General features: G+C 64.8%; 18 protein-coding genes. 9 read left to right on the top strand and 9 right to left on the bottom strand.

Annotated elements, in window-relative coordinates:
• Positions 1 to 3 precede the first annotated feature (3 nt).
• Positions 4 to 405 (top strand): hypothetical protein, encoded by a 402-nt coding sequence (locus tag RS899_RS25355; RefSeq protein ID WP_315808351.1) that lies wholly within the window; start codon positions 4 to 6, stop codon positions 403 to 405.
• Positions 406 to 559: 154 nt separating this feature from the next.
• Here RS899_RS25355 and RS899_RS25350 read toward each other — a convergent pair whose 3' ends face one another.
• Positions 560 to 1150: a 2-hydroxychromene-2-carboxylate isomerase gene (locus RS899_RS25350; protein WP_315808350.1), complete on the bottom strand. Its 591-nt coding sequence runs from the start codon at positions 1148 to 1150 to the stop codon at positions 560 to 562.
• A gap of 34 nt (positions 1151 to 1184) precedes the next feature.
• Positions 1185 to 1913, bottom strand: coding sequence for an SDR family oxidoreductase (locus RS899_RS25345; RefSeq protein WP_024762115.1), 729 nt, complete (start codon positions 1911 to 1913; stop codon positions 1185 to 1187).
• Positions 1914 to 2017: 104 nt separating this feature from the next.
• On the opposite strand from RS899_RS25345, the gene RS899_RS25340 reads away from it, so the two are divergent.
• On the top strand, positions 2018 to 2581 hold the full coding sequence (locus tag RS899_RS25340) for a TetR/AcrR family transcriptional regulator (protein ID WP_065348186.1): 564 nt from the start codon (positions 2018 to 2020) through the stop codon (positions 2579 to 2581).
• A gap of 210 nt (positions 2582 to 2791) precedes the next feature.
• On the opposite strand, the gene RS899_RS25335 is transcribed toward RS899_RS25340, so the two are convergent.
• From RS899_RS25335 to RS899_RS25305, 7 genes are all read right to left on the bottom strand, one after another.
• Positions 2792 to 3541: a sulfite exporter TauE/SafE family protein gene (locus RS899_RS25335; protein ID WP_054911330.1), complete on the bottom strand. Its 750-nt coding sequence runs from the start codon at positions 3539 to 3541 to the stop codon at positions 2792 to 2794.
• 132 nt (positions 3542 to 3673) lie between these two features.
• Complete coding sequence (locus tag RS899_RS25330) at positions 3674 to 4663, bottom strand: sulfate/molybdate ABC transporter ATP-binding protein (RefSeq protein WP_065348185.1); 990 nt, start codon at positions 4661 to 4663, stop codon at positions 3674 to 3676.
• A 14-nt stretch (positions 4664 to 4677) separates the two neighbouring features.
• Entirely contained in the window at positions 4678 to 5550 is an 873-nt protein-coding gene (gene cysW, locus RS899_RS25325; protein WP_045215472.1) for a sulfate ABC transporter permease subunit CysW, read from the bottom strand.
• 10 nt (positions 5551 to 5560) lie between these two features.
• Positions 5561 to 6379, bottom strand: a complete 819-nt coding sequence (cysT, locus tag RS899_RS25320; protein ID WP_017520777.1) for a sulfate ABC transporter permease subunit CysT — start codon at positions 6377 to 6379, stop codon at positions 5561 to 5563.
• A 120-nt stretch (positions 6380 to 6499) separates the two neighbouring features.
• Positions 6500 to 7498, bottom strand: a complete 999-nt coding sequence (locus tag RS899_RS25315) for a sulfate ABC transporter substrate-binding protein (protein WP_024762120.1) — start codon at positions 7496 to 7498, stop codon at positions 6500 to 6502.
• 155 nt (positions 7499 to 7653) lie between these two features.
• Positions 7654 to 7836, bottom strand: a complete 183-nt coding sequence (gene oscA / locus RS899_RS25310; RefSeq protein ID WP_017520779.1) for a sulfur starvation response protein OscA — start codon at positions 7834 to 7836, stop codon at positions 7654 to 7656.
• A 140-nt stretch (positions 7837 to 7976) separates the two neighbouring features.
• On the bottom strand, positions 7977 to 10250 hold the full coding sequence (locus tag RS899_RS25305) for a putative bifunctional diguanylate cyclase/phosphodiesterase (protein WP_315808349.1): 2274 nt from the start codon (positions 10248 to 10250) through the stop codon (positions 7977 to 7979).
• Positions 10251 to 10429: 179 nt separating this feature from the next.
• Here RS899_RS25305 and desA point away from each other — a divergent pair, with 179 nt between their 5' ends.
• The 7 genes from desA to RS899_RS25270 all read left to right on the top strand — a co-directional run bounded on the left by desA (position 10430) and on the right by RS899_RS25270 (position 21036).
• Positions 10430 to 11611 carry a delta-9 fatty acid desaturase DesA gene (gene desA / locus RS899_RS25300; RefSeq protein ID WP_315808348.1) on the top strand — a complete coding sequence of 394 codons (1182 nt, stop codon included), beginning with the start codon at positions 10430 to 10432 and terminating at the stop codon, positions 11609 to 11611.
• Positions 11612 to 11749: 138 nt separating this feature from the next.
• The gene (locus RS899_RS25295; protein WP_024762123.1) at positions 11750 to 12718 is read left to right on the top strand and encodes a GGDEF domain-containing protein; all 969 of its coding nucleotides are present in this window, start codon (positions 11750 to 11752) and stop codon (positions 12716 to 12718) included.
• A 1047-nt stretch (positions 12719 to 13765) separates the two neighbouring features.
• Entirely contained in the window at positions 13766 to 15175 is a 1410-nt protein-coding gene (locus RS899_RS25290; protein WP_315808347.1) for a hypothetical protein, read from the top strand.
• 58 nt (positions 15176 to 15233) lie between these two features.
• Positions 15234 to 16328 (top strand): DegT/DnrJ/EryC1/StrS family aminotransferase, encoded by a 1095-nt coding sequence (locus RS899_RS25285; RefSeq protein WP_024762125.1) that lies wholly within the window; start codon positions 15234 to 15236, stop codon positions 16326 to 16328.
• A gap of 10 nt (positions 16329 to 16338) precedes the next feature.
• Positions 16339 to 17859 (top strand): lipopolysaccharide biosynthesis protein, encoded by a 1521-nt coding sequence (locus RS899_RS25280; RefSeq protein ID WP_054908152.1) that lies wholly within the window; start codon positions 16339 to 16341, stop codon positions 17857 to 17859.
• Between the two features lie 2 nt (positions 17860 to 17861).
• Positions 17862 to 18791: a glycosyltransferase family 2 protein gene (locus tag RS899_RS25275; protein ID WP_233297539.1), complete on the top strand. Its 930-nt coding sequence runs from the start codon at positions 17862 to 17864 to the stop codon at positions 18789 to 18791.
• A gap of 31 nt (positions 18792 to 18822) precedes the next feature.
• The gene (locus tag RS899_RS25270) at positions 18823 to 21036 is read left to right on the top strand and encodes a polysaccharide biosynthesis tyrosine autokinase (protein WP_315808346.1); all 2214 of its coding nucleotides are present in this window, start codon (positions 18823 to 18825) and stop codon (positions 21034 to 21036) included.
• Positions 21037 to 21039: the final 3 nt, after the last annotated feature.

Raw genomic sequence — 21039 nt, 5'->3', positions numbered from 1 at the left:
GCCATGACCCTGCTGCAACCGTCCCCGCTGCTTCGTCTCACCCTCAAGGCCGACGCCCTGGCCGGCGGCGCCATGGGCCTGCTGATGGCATTGGCCGCACAACCGCTAGGCCAGCTGCTGGGCCTGCCGTTCGTCCTGCTGCTGGTGGCCGGCATCGTCCTGTTGCCGATGGCGCTGGTGCTCTACTGGATGTCCAATCAGCCGGCGCTGTCGCGCACCGGAGTCTGGGCCGTGATCGCGCTGAACGCGCTGTGGGTGGTGGAGAGCGCTGCCCTGCTGGTGACCGGCTATGTGCAGCCGACCGCCCTGGGCTATGCCTTCGTCATCGGCCAGGCGCTGGTAGTCCTGCTGTTCGCCGAACTGGAGTTCTTCGGCCTGCGTCGCTCGGCTGTCCTGGCGCTGTGATGTTCGCGAGCGAGCTTTACGCCAGTTGGTAGGATGGGTGGAGCGCAGCGATACCCATGCGGTCGGTGCACGGAATCGATGGGTATCGCTGCGCTCCACGCCATCCTACGTAAGTGGTCACTGGCGCTGCTGTAGGTGTTGCTCGCGAACCGCTTTACGCCAGCGCTTCGCGAACGAAGTCGAGGCGATCCTGGCCGAAGAACATCTCGTTGCCGACGAAGAAGGTCGGCGCTCCGAACATGCCGCGCTTGATGGCCGCCTCGGTGTTGGCCTTCAGCGCATCCTTCACTTCCTGCTCGGCGGTCAGCGCCAGCAACGCCTGCGGGTCGAAGCCCGCCTCGGCCAGCAACGGGCCGAGCACCGCCGGGTCGCCCAGGTTCAGCGCATCCACCCACATGCCCCTGAACACGCAGGCCAGCAGCGCCTCGAAACGCTCCGGCTGGCGTAGCTGGATGCCAGTTGCGGCACGCATCAGGGTGAGGGTATTGATCGGGAAGTGCGGGTTCATCTTCATCGGCACGCCGTAGCGGCGGGCGAAGCGGGTCATGTCGATCAGCGTGTAGCGACCCTTGGCCGGCACGGCGATGGGTGAGGCGTTGCCGGTGGCTTGGAACACGCCGCCCAACAGCACCGGACGATAGACCAGCTCGGCGCCGGCTTCGGCGCAGATGCCCGGCAGTTGGGTATACGCCAGGTAGGACGTCGGGCTGCCGAAGTCGAAGTAGAACTCGACGGATTTGCTCATGAGTGGCTCTCTTCTTGTTGTCGTTATGAGGGGATTACCAGCGCTCGATCCAGGGGCGCAGATCGAGTTCGAAGGTCCAGGCATCGCGCGGTTGCGAATGCAAATACCAGTAGCTGTCGGCGATGTGCTCGGGGTCGAGGATGCCGTCCTGGTCCTTCTGCGCGTACTTCTGCGGGAAGTTCTCGCGGATGAATTCGGTGTCGATGGCGCCGTCCACCACCACGTGGCCGACGTGCAGGCCCATCGGCCCCAGTTCGCGGGCCATGCTCTGCGCCAGGGCGCGGATGCCGTGCTTGGCCCCGGCGAAGGCGGCAAAGCCCGAGGCGCCGCGCAGGCCGGCCGTGGCGCCGGTGAACAGGATGGTGCCGCGCTGGCGCTTGACCATGCGCTTGGCCACTTCGCGGCCGGTGAGGAAGCCGGAGAAGCAGGCCATTTCCCAGATCTTGAAGTACTTGCGCGCGGTCTCCTCGAGGATGCTGCACGGCACGTTGGCGCCAATGTTGAAGACGAAGGCTTCGATGGGGCCAATGTCGCGCTCGATGGTCTCCACCAGTTCGATCACCGCTTCTTCCTTGCGGGCGTCGGAGGCGAAACCGTGGGCCTCGCCACCTTCGGCGCGGATGGCATCCACCAGCGGCTGCAGCTTGTCCGCCGAGCGCCGGGTGACGCAGGCGACGTAGCCTTCGCGGGCGAAACGGCGGGCGATGGCGCCGCCGGTGGCATCGCCAGCGCCGATGACCAGGACGACTTTCTTGTTCGACATTCTCGTTTCCTCTGGGGTGCGCGAAATTTGGTAAACGGTCGTTAGGTAAACGAACGTTATGTTATTATCCAACGCATCGTCAACCGCTTCGACGGAGGCGCTCCATGCGCTACTCAGCAACCCACAAGGAAGAAACCCGCCAGCGCCTGCTCGACAGCAGCGGCTCGCTCGCCAAGCAGGGCGGTTTCGCCACCACCGGCGTGGACGGGCTGATGAAGGCCGTGGGGCTGTCCGGCGGGGCGTTCTACAACCACTTCGGTTCGAAGGACGAACTGTTCGCCGCCATCGTCGAGCGCGAGCTGAGCCAGAGCGTCGAGCGCCTCGCGGCGAAGGGCAAGGTGCTCGACCGCGCGCGCCTGGAGCGCGGGTTGAAGCGCTACCTGAACGTCACCCATGTGCAGGATTCGGCTGCCGGTTGCGCGATTCCGGCGCTGGGCGCGGAGATTGCCCGTGCTGACGAGTCAGTGCGACAAAGTGCCGAGGATGCGCTGCTGGAATTGCAGCAGGCCTGGGCTGAAGTGCTGGGCTCGGCGGAAGACGCCTGGGCCCTGCTGGCGCAATGTGTCGGCGCGCTGGTGCTGGCGCGGATGGTGGCCAGCGAACAGGCGCAGAAGGCGATCGTCGAGTCGAGCCGGGATTTCCTGATCCGTCATCTGGACGAGAAGTGAGCTACTTCCCTTCGGGGCGCAATCTCGGCGTTGTTCACCAGCTCTGGTAGGGCGAATAACCCGGCACGGGTTATCCGCCGGAATGGCGGATAACGCCCTAGGCGTTATGCGCCCTACGCGGCTGGGTTCGCGAGGCCGAATCCGTTCCCTTCGGATAACGGCATTCCCCACATCCCTGTGGGTCACAAGCTCGCTCCTACAAAAGAGCAGTTACAGGCCGCGAACTGCGAGGTCCGCGCCCAGCAGCAACAGCCCGCCGAAGAAGCAGCGGCGGAACGCCAGCGGGCTGATCCGCGAACGCAGCCAGGTGCCCAGGTACATGCCTGCCAGCGCCGGCAGCAAGGCCAGTAACGACAGGCCGAGCACGTCTGCCTGCAACAGCGAACCGTGCTGGCTGAGGGTGATCGCCAGGGCCAGCGTCGAGACGGTGAACGACAGCCCCAGCGCCTGCACCAGATCATCCTTCTCCAGGCCGAGGGCCTGCAGGAAAGGCACGGCGGGAATCACGAAGACGCCGGTCACGGCGGTGACACCGCCGGTGATCAGACCAATCAGCGGTGACAGCCAGCGTTCATGCCGCGGCGCCACGCTGAAGCGCTTGTTCGACAGCCCCAGCAGCGCATAGAGGATCAGTGCGACGCCCAGCAGCGGCGTGGCAGCCGACCAGCTTTCGCCTGCCAGCAGCCAGCCCACTAACAGCGTGCCGACGACGATGCCGACGAGCATGCCCCAGAGCCGCTTGAGCAGCCCGAGGAAGCGCGGGCCGGCCGCGAGTTGCCAGACATTGGTGACGGTGGAGGGGACGACAAGGATCGCGGCGGCCTGCATCGGCGGCATCACCAGCCCGAGCAGCCCGACGGCCACGGTGGGCAGGCCGAGACCCACCACGCCCTTCACCAGGCCGGCGAGGAGGAAGGTGAGGATGATCAGTTCGAGGTGCTGGGGGAGGGCGTCGAACATGGCCGGGCCTTGTTGAAAGCAAGGTCGGCAGGATACGAGGGTTTGAAAGCCATGGGGAAGCGCGAGAGGCTCTCTGTAGGAGCGAGCTTGCTCGCGAACAAGCTCGCTCCTACAGAAAAGCGGTTTGCCGGATCAGATGTTGGCCACCGGCTGATAGGCCTTCGGCTTGAAGTACAGCGTCTCGCCACGCGCCAGGCCGGTCAGGCTGTCGTGGTCCTTCACCACTTCGGCCTCGATCAGCTCGTCCTGGCCGTCGACCTTGAGGGTCACGCGGGTAATCGCGCCCAGCGGGCGGATGTCGCGGACCTCGGCGGCGCGGTGCTCGGCCACTTCGGAGCGCGACAGCGAGATCTCGTGCGGACGGAACAGCACGTGTTCGTCACCGCCGAGGTGCAGGCGGTTGGAGTCGCCGAGGAAGTGGTAGACGAAGTCGCTGGCCGGGTTCTCATAGACTTCGCCCGGCGAGCCGATCTGCTCGATCACGCCCTTGTTCATCACCACGATGCGGTCGGCGACTTCCATCGCTTCTTCCTGGTCGTGGGTGACGAACACGGAGGTCAGGTTGATCTCCTCGTGCAGGCGCGCCAGCCAGCGGCGCAGCTCCTTGCGCACCTTGGCGTCGAGGGCGCCGAAGGGTTCGTCGAGCAGCAGGATCTTCGGTTCCACCGCCAGGGCGCGGGCCAGGGCGATACGCTGGCGCTGGCCGCCGGAGAGCTGTTCCGGGTAACGGTCGGACAGCCAGTCCAGTTGCACCATGTTGAGCAGCTCGTGAACCTTCTCGGCGATGCGCGCTTCGCTCGGGCGTTCCTTCTTCGGCTTCATGCGCAGGCCGAAGGCGACGTTGTCGAACACCGTCATATGGCGGAACAGCGCGTAGTGCTGGAACACGAAGCCGACGTTGCGGTCGCGCACGTCGTGCTGCGAGACGTCTTCGCCGTGGAACACGATGTTGCCGGCATCCGGGGTTTCCAGGCCGGCGATGATGCGCAGCAGGGTGGTCTTGCCGCAGCCGGACGGGCCGAGCAGGGCGACCAATTCGCCGCTGTGGATGTCCAGGTTGATGTCGTTCAGCGCCTTGAAGGCATTGAAGTTCTTGCTGACGTTACGGATCTCGATGCTCATGGCTGGGCTCTCACTTATTCATCGTCAGCTTTGACTTTGGTGCGGGACAGGCGCGACTCGCTCCACTGCTTGAGCAGCAGGATGACGAGGGCCATCAACAGCAACAGGGTGGCAACGCTGAAAGCGGCGACGTGGTTGTACTCGTTGTAGAGGATTTCGACGTGCAGCGGCAGGGTGTTGGTGACGCCGCGGATGTGCCCGGAGACCACCGACACGGCGCCGAACTCGCCCATGGCCCGCGCGGTGCAGAGCACCACGCCGTAGATCAGGCCCCATTTGATGTTCGGCAGGGTCACGTGCCAGAACATCTGCCAGCCGTTGGCGCCGAGCAGGCGTGCGGCTTCTTCTTCCTGCGTGCCCTGTTCCTGCATCAGCGGGATCAGTTCGCGGGCGACGAAGGGGAAGGTGACGAAGAGGGTGGCCAGGACGATGCCGGGCACGGCGAAGACGATCTGGATGTCGTGGTCCGACAGCCACTCGCCGAAGTAGCCCTGGGCGCCGAACAGCAGCACGTAGATCAGACCGGCGATCACCGGGGAGACCGAGAACGGCAGGTCGATCAGGGTGACCAGGATGCTCTTGCCGGGGAACTCGAACTTGGTCACGCACCAGGCAGCGGCGACGCCGAACACCAGGTTCAGCGGCACCGAGATGCCCACGGCGATCAGCGTCAGCTTCAGTGCGGCCAGCGCATCGGGCTCCAGGATGGCTTCGAAGAAGGTGCCGAAGCCCTGCTTCAGTGCCTCGCTCAGCACCACGAACAGCGGCAGCAGCAGGAACAGCGCAAAGGCCAGCCAGGCCAGCGCGATCAGGGCGCGGCGGCCCCAGACATTACCCCGGCGAGCAGCGTTGGCAGCGGCCGCGGCGGAAAGGCTTGCGGTACTCATGGCGCGCTCCTCAAGGCGTTTCGATGCGGCGCTGCAGCAGGTTGATCAGCAGCAGCAGGACGAAGGCGACGACCAGCATCAGCACGCCAATGGCGGTGGCGCCGGTGTAGTCGTACTGGTCCAGCTTGACCATGATCAGCAGCGGCAGGATCTCGGTCTTCATCGGCATGTTGCCGGCGATGAAGATCACCGAGCCGTATTCGCCGACACCGCGGGCGAACGCCAGGGCGAAACCGGTCAGCCAGGCGGGCAGCAGCGCTGGCAGGAGCACGTGGCGGAACACCTGCAATGGCTTGGCGCCCAGGCAGGCGGCAGCCTCTTCGACTTCACGCGGGATATCCGCCAGCACCGGCTGCACCGTGCGCACCACGAAGGGCAGCACCACGAAGGTCAGCGCCAGGGTGATACCCAGCGGGGTATAGGCGATCTTCAGGCCGATCTCGGTGGCGAAGCGCCCGACCAGGCCGTTGGGCGCATACAGCGCGGTGAGCGCGATGCCGGCCACGGCGGTGGGCAGGGCGAACGGCAGGTCGATCATCGCGTCGATGATCTTGCGGCCGGGGAAGCGGTAGCGCACCAGCACCCAGGCCAGCAGCGTGCCGATCACGCCGTTGATCAGGGCGGCGATCAGCGCGGTGCCGAAGCTCAGCTTGAGCGCAGCGATGACGCGCGGCGCGGTGATGATGGTCCAGAACTGATCCCAGGAAAGCTGGGTCGTCTTGAGGAACATGGCCCCCAGCGGAATCAGCACCAACAGGCTGAGGTACACCAGGGTGTAGCCCAGAGTCAGCCCGAAGCCGGGTATGACCGGGGAGATGCGTCGCGACATTGTCTGTCCTTTCTCGTGAACGCGTTAAGCCCCCGCCATGGGGCGGGGGTTTTCGTTCCGGCGGGCTGTGCACCGCCCGCCGGATCGGACCGCCCGGCGCAGTGCCGGGCGGGTGGCACATCACTGCGCCTGGTAGATCTTGTCGAAGATGCCGCCGTCGTTGAAGAACTTCGGCTGTGCGGATTTCCAGCCGCCGAAGTCCTTGTCGATGGTCACCAGGTTCAGTTTCGGGAACTGGCTGGCGAACTCGGCAGCGACCTTGGCATCACGCGGGCGGTAGAAGTTCTGCGCGGCGATGCGTTGGCCTTCTTCGCTGTACAGGTACTTCAGGTATTCCTCGGCGACCTTGCGGGTGCCCTTCTTGTCGACGGTCTTGTCGACGACGGCCACCGGCGGTTCGGCCAGGATCGAGATGGACGGAACGACGATCTCGAAGTTCTCGCCACCCTGTTCCTTCTTGGCCAGGAAGGCTTCGTTTTCCCAGGCCAGCAGCACGTCGCCAATGTTGTTGTTGACGAAGGTGATGGTCGAACCGCGGGCGCCAGTGTCCAGAACCGGGACGTGCTTGTACAGGTTCTGCACGTATTCCTGGGCTTTCTCGTCGCTACCGTATTGCTTCTTGGCCCAGGCCCAGGCGGCCAGGAAGTTCCAGCGGGCGCCGCCGGAGGTCTTCGGGTTCGGGGTGATGACTTCCACGCCCTGCTTGGTCAGGTCGCCCCAGTCCTTGATGCCCTTGGGGTTGCCCTTGCGCACCAGGAACACGATGGTCGAGGTATAGGGAGTGCTGTTGTCGGGCAGGCGCGCCTGCCAGTCGGCGGGCAGCAGCTTGCCAAGCTTGTTCAGTTCGTCGATGTCGCCGGCCAGGGCCAGGGTCACCACGTCGGCCTTCAGGCCGTCGATCACGGCGCGGGCCTGCTTGCCCGAGCCACCGTGGGATTGCTGCACGGTCAGGTCATCACCGCCCTGGGCCTTCCAGTGCTTGATGAAGGCGGCGTTGTAGGCCTGGTACAGCTCGCGGGTCGGGTCGTAGGAAACGTTCAGCAGTTGGGTGGCGGCGGAAACCGGGCCGGCAATCAAGGCGCTGGCGAGGGCGGCCAGGGCGAAACGGCGGATGGACATGTGCAGCTCCTGAAAAAAATGCAGTTCTTTATGTTTGTTTGGCAGGGTCTTTCGGGGGGCGATGTCAGCCACGCATTCGTGGCTGGCAGCTGCAGTACCGGTGGGGCAGTACGGTCATGGCGACGCTCCGGGTGTCCAGACGGTTCGCTCGAGGCTCAGGCAGGCTTGCCCGGGCTCTGTTGCAGACGGAATTTTTCCTTGCGCTCGATCTGCACGACCTGGCCGTTGTGCACGGTGATCTCGACGGCGCCGAAACGCAGGCCACGCAGGGCGCTCTGCACTTCGCGCAGGATGTTGGCTTCGTCCTGGCCGTCCAGGCTACGGAGGGTTGCGCTCATGGGTATCTGCTCCTAATGGGTTGACCACCGGCCGATTCACCAACGGCGCGTGCGGTGTGAGCGCATCTTAGGCAGGAGCTGGATATTCTTAAAAATACTGTTTAAGAATTTTTATATATCCGAAAGTTTTTAGCGAGGTTTCATGCGCTGCCGCGCGGCAGCTGTGCCAGCAGAATGCTGGCCGGCTGCGGTGCGCCGTACCAGTAACCCTGGCCGAAGTTGCAGGCATGAGTGAGGAGGAAGGCGGCCTGGTCGGGGCGCTCGATGCCCTCGGCGACCACCTGCAGGCCCATGCTCTGGCCCAGGGCGATCACCGCGCAGGCGATGGCGGCGTCCTCGGACTCGTCCGGCAGGCCGGCGACGAAGCCCTGGTCGATCTTCAGCTTGTGCACCGGCATGCGCTTGAGGCGCATCAGCGAGGAATAGCCGGTGCCGAAGTCGTCGATGGCCAGGTGCACACCCAGCAGGCGCAACTGGCAGAGCAGCTCCAGCGCCTGGTCGAAGTTTTCCATCACGGCGCTTTCGGTGATTTCCAGCTCCAGATGGTGGGGCGCCAGGCCACTCTGTTCCAGGGCCAGGGCCACGCGCTCCTCCAGGCCGCCGCGGCCGAACAGTCGGCTGGAGACGTTCACTGCGATGAAGTCCAGGTGGATTCCGTCGTCCAGCCACTGGCGCATCTGCCGGCAGGCGCGCTCCAGTACCCAGGCGTCGATGGCGGTGATCAGGCCACTTTCCTCGGCCACCGGGATGAATTCGCTGGGGGCAATCAGGCCGTGTTGCGGGTGCTGCCAGCGCACCAGCGACTCGACGCCGACCATGCGGCCGCTGGCAAGGTCGTGTACCGGCTGGAAGTACAGGCGCAGTTCGTCGTGGTCCAGCGCGTGACGCAGCGCCGACTCCACCTGCACGTGGGAGCGCGCGCGGGCGGTCAGCTCGGGGGTATAGAAGGCATAGAGGTTGCGCCCGCTGGCCTTGGCCTGGAACAGCGCGGCGTCGGCGTGCTGCATCAGGTGATCGACGTTTCGTGCATCCTCGGGGAACAGGCTGACGCCCAGGCTCACCGACATATAGATGAGCTGGCCATTGACCTCGAAGGGCGCGCTCATCGCCTCCAGCAGGCGCTGGGCGAGGCTGCTGGCGTGATGCGGCTGCTGGCTTTCGAGGACCACGGCGAACTCGTCGCCGCCCAGGCGCGCCAGGGAGCAGCGCTCGTCCAGGCAGTCTTCCAGGCGCTCCGCAACGGCGCGGATCAGCAGGTCGCCGATGCTGTGGCCGAGGCTGTCGTTGATGTGCTTGAAGTGGTCCAGATCGATGCTCAGCAGCGCGCCGCCGCTGCCTTCACGCTCGGCGCGGGCCAGCGCCTGCTCGATGCGCTCGCGCAGCAGCAGGCGGTTGGGCAGGCCGGTGAGCGGGTCGTGGTGGGCGAGGAAGTCCAGCTCGTGCTGGGAGCGCTTGAGGCTGCTGAGGTCGGAGAACACCGCGACGTAATGGGTCAGCTCACCTTCGTCATTGCGCACGGCGCGGATGTGCTGCCACTGCGGGTACACCTCGCCGCTCTTGCGGCGGTTCCAGATTTCGCCGCTCCAGACACCCTGTTCATGCAGGGCGGTCCACATGCGCTGGTAGAAGGCGGCATCCTGGCGGCCGGACTTGAGCAGCGAGGGCTGGCCGCCGAGCACGTCTTCGGCGCTGTAGCCGGTGATGCGCGAGAAGGAAGGGTTGATGTGCACGATCACGCCGCGAGCATCGGTGACCAGCAGGCCTTCCTGGGTCGCCTCGAACACGGCGGCGGCCTGGCGCAGGTGGTCTTCGTTGCTGCGCTGGTGTGTGATGTCGCGGTTGATGCCGGTCAGGCGCAGGGGGCGGCCGTCGTCGGCGCGGGTCAGGCGGCCGCTGCTGCGTACCCAGCGATAGCTGCCGTCGCCGTGGCGGATGCGGTAGACGCACTCCAGGTGGGTGCGCAGGCCCTGGATGCAGTCCTGGTGGAGGGCGAGGATGCGCGCGCGGTCGTCCGGGTGCAGGCGGTTCTCCCAGAGCAGCAGGTCATCGCTCAGGTGCTCCAGGGGCAGGCCGATCAGGTTGGCGTAGCCGGGCGAGTAGTAGACGCGCTGGGTTTCCAGGTCCCAGTCCCAGATGCCGTCCTCGACCACCGCGAAGGCGCGGCTCAGGCGCTGCTCGCTGTCGGTCAGCGCGGCGAGGGCGGCGTGCTGCTGGCGAAAGTGCCGGCAGAGCAGAAAGAACAGCACCAGGAAGGTAATCGCGAGGAAGACGTACTTCTTCAGCTCCAGTGCCCGCGCCAGCGAGGCCGGGTCGCGCAGGACATTTTGTAACCATTGGTCACCCAGCCAGACCCAGAGGGTGGCGGCGACCAGGTACAGGAAGCTGATGCGCAGGGCGCTGAGGCGTGGATTCATGCGGTAGTGGGTTGGAATTATTGGCTGAGCAGTATAAATGATGGCCACTTGGCCTTGTTCGTATCTAAAAGACCGGATGGTAATCCGGACCTGCTTAGTGATAATGCGGGCTGGCTTTTCCCGGCAACGCATGCCCAGCAAGGCGTTGCCCACACCCCTTCCGAGGTACAGTATCGCCTATGTGGTACAACGGTTTCCTTGATCTGTCGCCGTGGCAATTGGTGGCGGTCACCCTGATCCTGACCCATATCACCATCGTCGGTGTCACGGTCTACCTGCATCGCTATTCTGCGCACCGGGCGCTCGAGCTGCACCCGGGGCTGAAGCATTTCTTCCGCTTCTGGCTGTGGCTGACCACGGCCATGAACACCCGTGAGTGGACCGCCATCCATCGCAAGCACCACGCCAAGTGCGAGACCGCCGAAGACCCGCACAGCCCGGTGTTCAAGGGCCTGGGCACCGTGCTGCGTACCGGCGCCGAGCTCTATCGCAAGGAGGCGGAGAACGCCGACACCCTGCGTATCTACGGCAAGAACTGCCCGGAAGACTGGATCGAGCGCAACCTCTACTCGCGCTTCCCCATCGGCGGCGTGGTGCTGATGGCGATCATCGACCTCGCCCTGTTCGGCGTACTCGGCATGACCGTCTGGGCCGTGCAGATGATGTGGATCCCCGTGTGGGCGGCCGGCGTGATCAACGGCCTGGGCCACGCCATCGGCTACCGCAACTTCGAGTGCCGCGATGCTGCCACCAACCTGGTGCCCTGGGGCATCCTGATCGGCGGTGAAGAGCTGCACAACAACCACCACACCTACCCGAACTCGGCGAAGCTGTCGGTGAAGAAGTGGGAGTTCGACCTGGGCTGGGCCTGGATCAAGGTGTTCAGCTTCCTCCGCCTGGCCAAGGTAGCCCGCGTGGCGCCCATCGCCCACCGCGTGGAAGGCAAGGGCAGCCTGGACATGGACACCGCCATGGCCATCCTCAACAACCGCTTCCAGATCATGGCCCAGTACCGCAAATTGGTGATCGGCCCGCTGGTGAAGCAGGAACTGGCCAAGGCCGACGAGTCGGTGCGCCACCTGTTCCGCCGCGCCAAGCGCCTGCTGTCGCGGGAGACCAGCCTGCTGGAAGAGCGCCATCACGCGCGCATCCAGGACCTGCTCGCGCAGAGCCAGTCCCTGCAGGTGATCTACGAGAAGCGCCTGGCCCTGCAACAGATCTGGGTGAAAACCAGCGCCAACGGCCACGACATGCTCGCCGCGATCAAGCAGTGGGTGCACGAGGCGGAAGCCAGCGGCATCCAGTCGCTGCGCGAATTCGCCGAGCAGCTGAAGACCTACTCCCTGCGCCCGGCCGTCTGAATGACGGAAGCGTCCTAGGACGTTGAGAGATGCGTCTCAAGAAAAGCCCGCCGTTCGGCGGGCTTTTCGTTTAATTTGCAGCAGCCTGGCGTAGTTTGCGGTCATAGCCCCGGTCAATGAGCGGGAGGACGCTGATACATGGATGAGAATAAATTGCCGGCCGATCAGGAAGAGGCCTTGCTGGCATTGCTGCACAGTCGCGCCGAGGTGACGCGCCTGAAGGAGCGCGAACAGCTTTTCAGCGCACTGCTGGCCAGTGTGAACTCGGTGCTCTGGGCCTTCGACTGGCAGGCCCAGCGCATGGTCTATGTCAGCCCGGCGTACGAGCGCATCTTCGGTCGCTCCGCCGCGCTGCTGCTGGCGGATTACAACGAGTGGCGCAATTGCATCTATCCCGATGACCTGGACTACGCCCAGAGCACCCTGCAGGAAGTACTCGAGCGCGGCGCCATCGAGCAGCGCGAGTACCGCATCCTGCGTGCCGACGGCGAGGTGCGCTGGCTCAGCGACAAATGCTTCGTCAGCCAGCACAGCGATGCCGGCTTGCCGCTGATGATCGTCGGCATTGCCGAGGACATCACCGACAAGAAGCACCTGGAAACCGAGCTGCACCGCCTGGCCACCACCGACGTGCTGACCCAGAGCAGCAACCGCCGCTACTTCTTCGACAGCGCCGAGCAGGCCTTCCGCGACTGCAAGGCGACCTCCACGCCGCTGGCCTTCCTGCTGCTGGACGTGGACGACTTCAAGAAGATCAACGACGTCTACGGCCACCAGGTCGGCGACGTGGTGCTGCAACGCATCGCCCAGAGCGGCGCTGGCGCATTGCGCCGCGGCGACCTGTTCGGGCGTATCGGTGGCGAGGAGTTCGCCGTGCTGCTGCCCGGCTGCGACGAGAACATGGCGCGGCAGATCGGCGAGCGCCTGCAGCGGGAAGTGCAGCGTCTGCGCTTCAATGAGGCCGAGCATTTCTTCAGTGTGACCATCAGCCAGGGGCTCACCCTGTTGCAGCCCGATGACCAGAATCTTTCTGCGCTCTACAGCCGCTCCGACGCGGCGCTGTATCAGGCAAAACGCACCGGCAAGGACCGCATTGTTCAGGGATGAAACACATCCGCCGTGTCCGCGGCGGATACATTAATACTTTCCGACTAATACTTTTAACGCAGATACGAAGGTGTACGTTTATGCTGTCAAAACGCCTGTGTCGGGTTTATGGCGCCTTATAAATCAATAAGTTACAAAGTCTGATTTGCCTTCTGTCGGATTCCCGGCGTAGGAGCGCTTCCTACGTTGACATGCCTTTGTCCCCCCCCCTCTATTACTATCCACATAGCAATATCGTGTGGTGTCCGGATGAGACACCTCAGGGAGTAGTCGCAAGAGCAGTAAGGTCAAGGAAGATTCTGCCCCCCTCTTCTTCCTGTCATTTTCCTATCGCTGCCTGACAACTTTCGCCAGCCTTCTTCGCTGCGGAAGCGCGATAGTTTTTTGCTGTTGTTTTTCCAGATTTTCGGAACAGGCCGAAGGGCGGTAGCTTTGCCCAGCAAAAACTAGCGGCCACTCCAGGGACGAACAGTTGATTGTCGTTTTTTGAATCGGGTCGTTCGAACTCGGGCGGTAGCCTTGTCTTCGAATTTTACCAAAGGCCCGGTACAGAGCTTCTCCTGGATTGGAGTCAGTGACGATGGCCGCTCGAAGAATGGATAACGACGGAACTTTGCGTTCCCTCGAAGCAGGCAGAAAGAACAGCCCTTTGCACTCGGAAAGTTTTTATTTCACGGGGCTGCGAAAGTCTGGCGTCAAACTTTGCGGTATTCATGAGCAATATGCTTTCGCCCGCTTAGTTAATTTAGCGATGAGTTATGCCATGTATCCAGGGTGTAACGATGCTGAACTTTCGTCGAAACTTTCCCTGCATCCTTCAGTGCCTGTTTCATTGCCGAAACACTCACTTCCATTTATCCCCGAAGTTACCTCGCCGGCATCCGCCATCAATTCCGAAGACTCTCCCGCCGCCTTCTCGAAGAGGGTGCGCGTGCCTGCGGCTGCGCCGCGAGTGACGGAATTCCGGCGCGAGCGCTGCCACCCTGCCGGCCGACAGTGCCGGTATCACGAAAGCCGCGCGCCCCGTCGCGCTGGGAGTCAAGGCTGATGGCCGAGCAATCTCTTCGTTCCAACTATGCCTGTGTGGTCGGCGGCGCCGGCCCGGCAGGCATGGGGTTCCTCTTCAACGCCTACAAGACCGGCGCGCTGGCGAGCCTCGCCCGTGATGGCCTGCTGGTCGTGGACGCTGCACTGGCGGTCGGCCGTGGCCGCCTGGGGGACTATCACATCACCGCGAACTCGGTGGGCGATGTGTTCCTCGACTGCCTGCGCGATCCGGCGTTGTTGCCCATCTTCGCGCCGCTGGCGCATTCGCCGGCGTTTCGCGCGCTGCAGAACGACCCCCATGGTGCGCCGATGCTCACGCAGGTGGGCGAGCTGCTGGCCCATGCCTCGACCCTGTTCATGCGCTACGTCACCGAGCACCTGGGCGTCGAAGTGGCGCTGGGTACCCGCATCGAGAAGATCACCGCGCAGGACGACGGCAGCTTCCAGCTGGCGCTGCGCAGTGGCTCCCATGGTGTGCAGATCGGTGCCGGCACACTGGTGATGAACCTCGGCGGGCGGCAGAACCGCGAGTACCTGAACTGGAGCCTGGCCGAGCAGGACCTGCACCTGGCCCACGACGGCCCGACGGTTTACTCCTCCGACGCGCTGCTCAGCCTTAACCCTGCCGAGCTGGTGGAACTGTTCGGCGACCGGGTCACCCCGGGCACCCGCTTTACCGTGGTCGGCGGTTCCCACAGTGCCTTCTCGATCCTCGACAACCTCGCCTGCGCGCTGGACTGCCTGGGGCTGGAGCAGATCACCCTGCTGCACCGCGCGCCGATCCGCCTGTTCTTCGAGAGCGCCGAGGAAGCCCGCGCGGCTGGCTACGTCGTCGACGAAGGCATGGATGTCTGCCCGGTCTCCGGCCGAGTCAACCGCTCCGGCGGCCTGCGCTACCGCGCCCACCAGGTCGGCACCGACGTGCTGGCCAACGGGATCGTCAGCGGCACGCGGGTGAAGGTCGAGCTGCTGTGTCTGGAGGACCGCTCACCCGCCGTGCGCGAGCGTCTGGCGCAGGTCTGCAGCGAAGACGGCGTGATCGTCCAGGCCATCGGCTACCAGCCCTGCCTGCCGGCGCTGCGCCGCGCCAACGGCGAGCCGCTGCAGGTGCGCGAGAGCAAGGGCGGGCTGGATTCGGACGCCGCCGGCTGCCTGCGTGACCTCAATGGCCGGCCCATCCCCGGCCTCTACAGCTTCGGCCTCGGCTCGGGCCTCGCGGCCAATCCGATGCTGGGCAGCGAGCGCTCCTTCGACAGCCGCATCTATGGCGTCTGGCAGTTCCACCACGACGCCAGCGGCCGGGTCATCGAGGCCCTGCAGGAGCACCTGGCCAGCCGCGCGACGCCAGCCGCGCAACCCATGGAAAGCGGCCTCGACGACGCGCCTTTCGCGTTGTCGGCGCTGGGCTGAGCGGCGCGTACGCCAGCTGCGAGCTAACGGATTTTCCATCCAACAGAGGGATGCGACCGTGATCAATGTGACCAAGACCTACCTGGGCAACCTGGACAAGTTCAAGGCCTATGTGGAACAGATCTACGCCTCCGGCTGGATCACCAACCACGGCCCCTTCGTCACGGAGTTGGAAGAGCGCCTGCAGGATTACTTCGGTGTTCGCCATGTGATTCTCACCAACAACGGCACCATCGCCCTGCAGGTGGCCTACCGCGCCCTGGGCGTGACCGGCAGTGCCGTCACCACCCCCTTCAGCTTCGTTGCCACCAGCAGCACGCTGCAGTGGGAGAGCATCCGCCCGCGCTTCGCCGACATCGATGCGCGGACCTGGAACCTCGACCCTGCGCGCATCGAAGCCAGCCTTGCGCCGGATACCACCGCCATCGTCGCCACCCACGTGTTCGGTAATCCCTGTGCGGTGGAGGAGATTCAGGCGGTGGCCCAGCGCAACCGGTTGAAGGTGATCTACGACGGCGCCCACGCCTTCGGTTCGCGCTACCGCGACCGCTCGGTCCTGGCCTGGGGCGACGCGACCACCCTGAGCTTCCACGCTACCAAGCTGTTCCACACCATCGAGGGCGGCGCCATCGTCACCTCCGATGACGAGCTGGCGAAGCAGATCCGCCTGATGTGCAACTTCGGCATTGCCGGCGTCGACCAGATCGTCGGCCTGGGGATCAACGCCAAGCTCAACGAGTTCTCCGCGGCCATGGGCTTGTGCGTGCTCGACGAGATCGACGACATCCTCGCCCAGCGCGAGGAAATTGCCGCCCGCTACACCGCGTCGCTCAGCGGCTACTACGACCTGCAGGCCAGCGAGAGTTATGCCCGGCTGAACAACAGCTACTATCCCATCGGGCTGCGTGACGAAGCCCAGGTGCTGCGCGTGCGTACTGCGCTGAACGAGATCGGCGTCAACCCGCGGCGCTACTTCTACCCGTCGCTGGACACCCTCGATTACCTCGCCCCGCAGGTGCCGCAGGTGCAGTCCCGCGAACTGAGCCAGCGCATCCTCTGCCTGCCCCTGTACCCGGGCCTGCCGCAGGAAATACAGCGCGCAGTGATCGAAGTGTTGCTGCTGGAAAGCGGCCGCGTCGCGGTCGCGGTGTAAGGGGGCGATGATGCGCACCGCACGCTCGCTGTCGATGGTCCGCAACACCCTGCTCAACTATGCAGGGCAGGCGTACGCCATCGTCATCGGCATCCTGATCCAGCCGTTCTACCTCGGCCACCTGGGCGCCGAGGCCTACGGCCTGATCGGCTTCTTCGCGGTGTTGCAGACCTGGTTGCTGCTGCTCGATGTCGGCCTGTCGCCGGCGCTGGTGCGCCAGGTGGCCCATGGCCGTGGCGTCAACGGCGAAGGTCAGGACCAGGCACGCCTGCTGCGTTCGTTCGAGCTGATCCTGCTGCCGCTGACGGCCGCCAGCACCCTGGCCGTGTTCGGCGGCAGCGGCTGGATCGCCGGGCAGTGGCTGAACGTGCAGCAGCTGTCGCCGGAACTGGTGGCGCAGTGCATCAGCCTGATGGGGCTGTTGGTCGCCCTGCGTCTGTACGCCACGCTTTACCGCAGTGCACTGCAAGGCCAGGAACTGCACGCCTACATCAATGGCGTGAACGTGTTCATCACCACCTTGCGTTACTTCGGCGGCCTGTTGCTGGTGGCGCACATCAGCCAGGACCCGCTGGTGTTCTTCCAGTTCCAGGTTGCGGTATCGCTGATTGAGGCGCTGCTGCTGGGCGGCAAGGCCTACCTGTGGATGGACGTGCGCCTGCTGACCCGCTTCTGCTGGGACACGGTGCGCCCGGTGCTGCCCTTCGCCCTGGGCATGTCGCTCACCTCGTGCCTGTGGATCGTCCTCACCCAGCTGGACAAGGTCCTGCTGTCGAACCTGCTGCCCCTGCAGCAGTACGGTTATTTCTCCCTGGTGGCGCTGATTTCCGGCGGCATTCTCAGCCTGGTCAACCCGCTGGCGCAGTCGCTGCTGCCGCGCATGACCATGCTGGTCGCCGAAGGGCGCCACGACGACATGCAGCAGCTCTATCTCAAGGCGAACCGCTTCGTCTGTGTGCTGCTGTTCCCGATGGTCGCGGTGATCGCCGCTCATGGTCATGACCTGGTCCTGGCCTGGAGCGGCGATGCCGTGGCCGCCAGTTGGTGCCGGCCCATCCTCGTCTGGTACGTGCTGGGCTCCGGCCTGCTGGCTGTTGCCAGCTTCCAGTTCTACCTGCAGTACGCCCATGGCCAGCTGCGCATGCACGTCTGGTACAGCGTCGTTTCCACCCTGGTGAGCGTGCCGCTGGTGATCGCCAGCGCCTACCTGTATGGCGTCGTTGGCGTGGCGCTGTGCTGGTTCGGCCTGCGCCTGGTGTCGTTCCTGATCTGGCCGCTGATCGTGCACCGCACCTTCGCTCCGGAACTGCACGGCACCTGGCTGCGCGACACCCTGCAGATCGCCGCGCTCAGCGCCGCCGGCCTGCTGCTCAGCGAGCCCTTCTACACGCTGCTGGCCCGCTCGGGTGAGCGCCTGTGGCTGCTGGCGGCGCTCGCCGCGTGCGGCCTGATCACCCTGTTCCTCGTTGGCGCGGGCTCTGCCCCGGCTCTGCTGCGCCTGTTCAAACCGTCCCACAAGCCGAGTGTCTAGACATGGATATCCGCTCCGAGCTGCAGATCCTCTCCAACTGGCCGGAAGACCCGAAGCCTCTCTTGAGTGTCGTTTGCCTGGCCTACAACCAGGTCAACTACATCGGCCGCACGCTGGACAGCTTCCTGGAGCAGGTCACCGACTTCCGCATCGAAGTCCTGGTCAACGATGACGCCTCCACCGACGGCACCAGCGAAGTGATCGCCGACTACGCGGCGCGCTATCCGCACATCATCAAGCCGATCTTCCACAAGGAAAACCAGTACTCCAAGGGCCTGTCCCACGGCCTGCCGGTGTTCCGCAAGGCGCGCGGCCGCTACATCGCCTACTGCGAGGGCGACGACTTCTGGACCGACCCGCGCAAGCTGCAGATCCAGGTCGATTTCCTCGAGAAGAATCCCGATTACGTCATCACCTACCACGACGCCTACACCTTCAACGAGGACGGCGTGATCAAGCCGATGCAGCTCACCGGCAAGTTCCGCCGAGATGCCAGCCGCCTGGAGCTGCAGCAGGCGCGGGCGATCTCCACGCTGACCACGGTGTTCCGCAACGTGCTCACCGAAATGCCCGAGGAGCTGCTCACCACGCGCATGGTCGACCTCTGCTGGTGGTCGCTGCTGGGTGCCTACGGCAAGGGCCGCTTCATGGAGGAAATCCGTCCCGCCGCCTACCGCGTGCACAAGGGCGGGATCTTCTCCATGCAGGCCGACCGCGTGCAGCAGCACATGACCCTGCACACCTACTACTGCCTGTCGCGCTACTACCAGCGCCTGGGGAACCAGGAGCTCAACGAGTATTTCCTGATGCAGGTCTGCCGGATGTCCATGGCTGCCATTTCGCCCATGCGCAAGGTGCAGGCGTTCCTGATGTTGATCGGCAACCACGGCGTCAACCTGCTCAAGCGGCTGAACCCGATTCAGGCGCGCTGAGCCGCGCTACCTCAATGGAGGATGGAAGTCCATGAGTGTCATGCCCCGCTCGTCCCTGGAAACGCTCCAGGACACCCGCATCGATGTCGCCGGCCTGCTGCGCCTGCTGTTCGATCACAAGAAGATGATCCTCGCCGTCACTGGCCTGTTCGCCGTACTCGGGCTCTTCTATGCAGTGGTCGCCACGCCCATCTATGTCTCCGGCGCGATGATCCAGATCGAGCAGAAGAAGAACGGCCTTAACGGCACGCCCGAGGTGATCAATCGCCCCGACTCGGTGTCGATCGCCTCCACCGAAATCGAGCTGCTGAAATCCCGCGCGGTGCTCGGCAAGGCGGTCGAACTGCTGAAGCTGGACATCGTCGCCAAGCCCAAGCGCATGCCGCTGATCGGTGACTACCTGGCGCGGCGCTACCAGCCGGAAGCCGGCCAGACCCTCGCTGCGCACTGGCTGGGCATGGGCGCCTACGGTTGGGGCGGCGAGCAGATCAAGGTGTTCTCCCTCGAGGTGCCGGAGGAATACCTGGGTGAGCCGCTGACCCTGGTGGCCGATGGCGGCGACGCCTATCACCTGCTCAACGCCGATGGCCAGCTGCTGCTGCGCGGCGAGCTGAAGAAACCGGTGCTGGAGAAGGGCTTCAGCATCGAGGTGGACGAGCTGGTGGCGCGCCCTGGTACCGAGTTCATCGTGGCGAAGAACCGCCTGCTGACCACCACCCTGAACTACCAGAAGCTGCTCAAGGTGGCCGAGGCCGGCAAGGACTCGGGGATCATCTACATGACCCTCGAAGACCCCAACCCGCTGCAGGCCGACCGCATCCTCGACAAGATCAGCCAGCTCTACGTGCTGCAGAACGTCGAACGCAGCTCCGCCGAAGCCTCCCAGCGCCTGCAGTTCCTGCGCTCGCAACTGCCGGTGGTACGCCTGGACCTGGAGAAGGCCGAGGCTGCCTATAACGCCTACCAGACCACCGCCAAGTCGGCCGACATCAGCGTCGAGACCCGCGGTGTGCTGGACCAGGTGGTGGGCATCGACAACCAGCTTTCCGAACTCAAGCTCAAGCGCGCCGAGTACGACCGCCTGTACACCCCGACCCACCCGCTGTACCAGGCGCTGAACAAGCAGATGGGCAGCCTGGAGGACCGCAAGGCCCAGCTGCAGAAACGCATCCAGAGCCTGCCGGCTACCCAGCAGGAACTGCTGCGCCTGTCCCGTGACATGCAGGTCACCCGGCAGACCTACACCAACCTGCTGAACAAGGCCCAGGAGCAGGACATCATCCGCGCCGGCACCATCGGCAACGTGCGGGTGATCGACACCGCCCAGGCCAACGTCGAGCAGCCGGCCAAGCCGATGCGCAAGGTCATCGTGCTGCTCGCCACCCTGCTCGGCTTCTGTGTCGCCCTGGGCATCCTGTTCCTGCGCCAGGCCTTCTACCGTGGCGTGGAGAACCCCGAAGCGATCGAACAGCTCGGCCTCTCGGTGCTCGCCGCGATTCCCTACTCGCGGCAGCAGGAGCGCCTGGAGAAGGAACGCAAGGGCGACATCCTCGGCCATACGCCCAAGCTGCTCGCCGCCTCCACCCCCGGCGACCTGGCCAACGAGGCCATCCGCAGCCTGCGCACCAACCTGCATTTTGCCCTGCTCGAAGCGCGCAACAACGTCGTGATGCTCACCAGCCCCGCGCCGGGCGCCGGCAAGTCGTTCGTCTCCAGCAACCTGGCGGCCATCGTCGCGCAATCGGGCCTGCGCACCCTGCTGATCGATGCTGACATGCGCAAGGGCTACCTGCACCGGGTGTTCGGCCTGACCCCGCGCCACGGCCTGTCCGACGCGCTGAGCGCGCACCGCCCGCTGAGCGAGGTGATCCTGCCCACCGAGGTGCCGGAGCTGGACTTCATTTCCTGTGGCTTCGCCGCACCGAACCCGTCCGAGCTGCTGATGCACGACAACTTCGCCCAGCTGCTGCGCGATGCCTCGTCGATGTACGACCTGGTGATAGTCGATACCCCGCCGGTGCTGGCGGTGACCGACGCCGCGCTGGTCGGCCGGCTGTGCGGCATCTGCCTGCTGGTGACCCGCTTCGGCCAGAGCCCGGCCAGCGAGATCGACACCGCGCGCCGCCGCCTGGGGCAGAGCGGCATCCACCTGCAGGGCGCGATCCTCAATGGCGTGAAGCGCAAGGCCTCCACCGCAGCCTACGACTACGGTGCCTACGCCTATCGCTACGACGCCAAGGACTGAAGC

The sequence above is a fragment of the Pseudomonas sp. C9-3 genome, from assembly GCF_032392015.1.
GTDB classification, from domain to species: Bacteria; Pseudomonadota; Gammaproteobacteria; order Pseudomonadales; family Pseudomonadaceae; genus Pseudomonas; species Pseudomonas nitroreducens.
Note: the sequence above shows the minus strand (reverse complement) of the source record. Positions and strands in the feature narration are given on the sequence as shown.